Below are 576 nucleotides of genomic sequence, written 5' to 3'. Positions count from 1 at the left end.
TCCGCGTATGGCTTTCACGTTAGGAAGAATGAAAAAGACAATCACTCTAGTCGCTTTTGCCTCTTTGCTTTCCTTCTCGTTTGCCGGAACAGTAGCTGAAGAGCTAGAAAAGTTAGAATCGTCATTTGGTTGTCCAAGCGAGGTATCCTTCGACTACCTATTCGACGGTGGTTCATTTGAAGTAAACATCAAGAATGTCAAAGGAGAGCGTTATCGCATATTCTTCGATGACGCAGATATAGCATACCAATTTGACGAAGAATCGTCTCAGCTGACATTGGAACAGTTCGAAAAAGAAACGCTCAAGGACAGAAGGAAGAAAGTCTACCTGACACCCTGTTTTCCAGAGTCTAAATCGTTAGTTTTCGCGTTCAAAAGTGAAGACGAGGAACGATTGAAAAAGTTGATTTCTGGTTGGATCAAGTGTTTGCCCAACCAAGTTGATGAGCTATCATCAATTTCCGATTGGCTCGAAAGTCACCGAGTGAGACCAATAGAAAAGAAATGAATCCTAACCAGTCAGCCCATACAACTCCAGCCAGCGCTCCGCGCTGACTTCCGCGTATGGCTTTCACG

At 44.1% G+C, this 576-nt stretch carries 1 protein-coding gene; it reads left to right on the top strand.

The window, feature by feature from the left end; translation table 11 throughout:
- On the top strand, positions 1-508 hold a 508-nt coding region (locus QEH54_RS22840), incomplete at its 5' end, for a hypothetical protein (protein ID WP_309021047.1).
- Positions 509-576 lie beyond the last annotated feature (68 nt).

Origin of the sequence: Pelagicoccus sp. SDUM812003, from assembly GCF_031127815.1 — a bacterium.
Taxonomy (GTDB): Bacteria; Verrucomicrobiota; Verrucomicrobiia; order Opitutales; family Opitutaceae; genus Pelagicoccus.
Note: the sequence above shows the minus strand (reverse complement) of the source record. Positions and strands in the feature narration are given on the sequence as shown.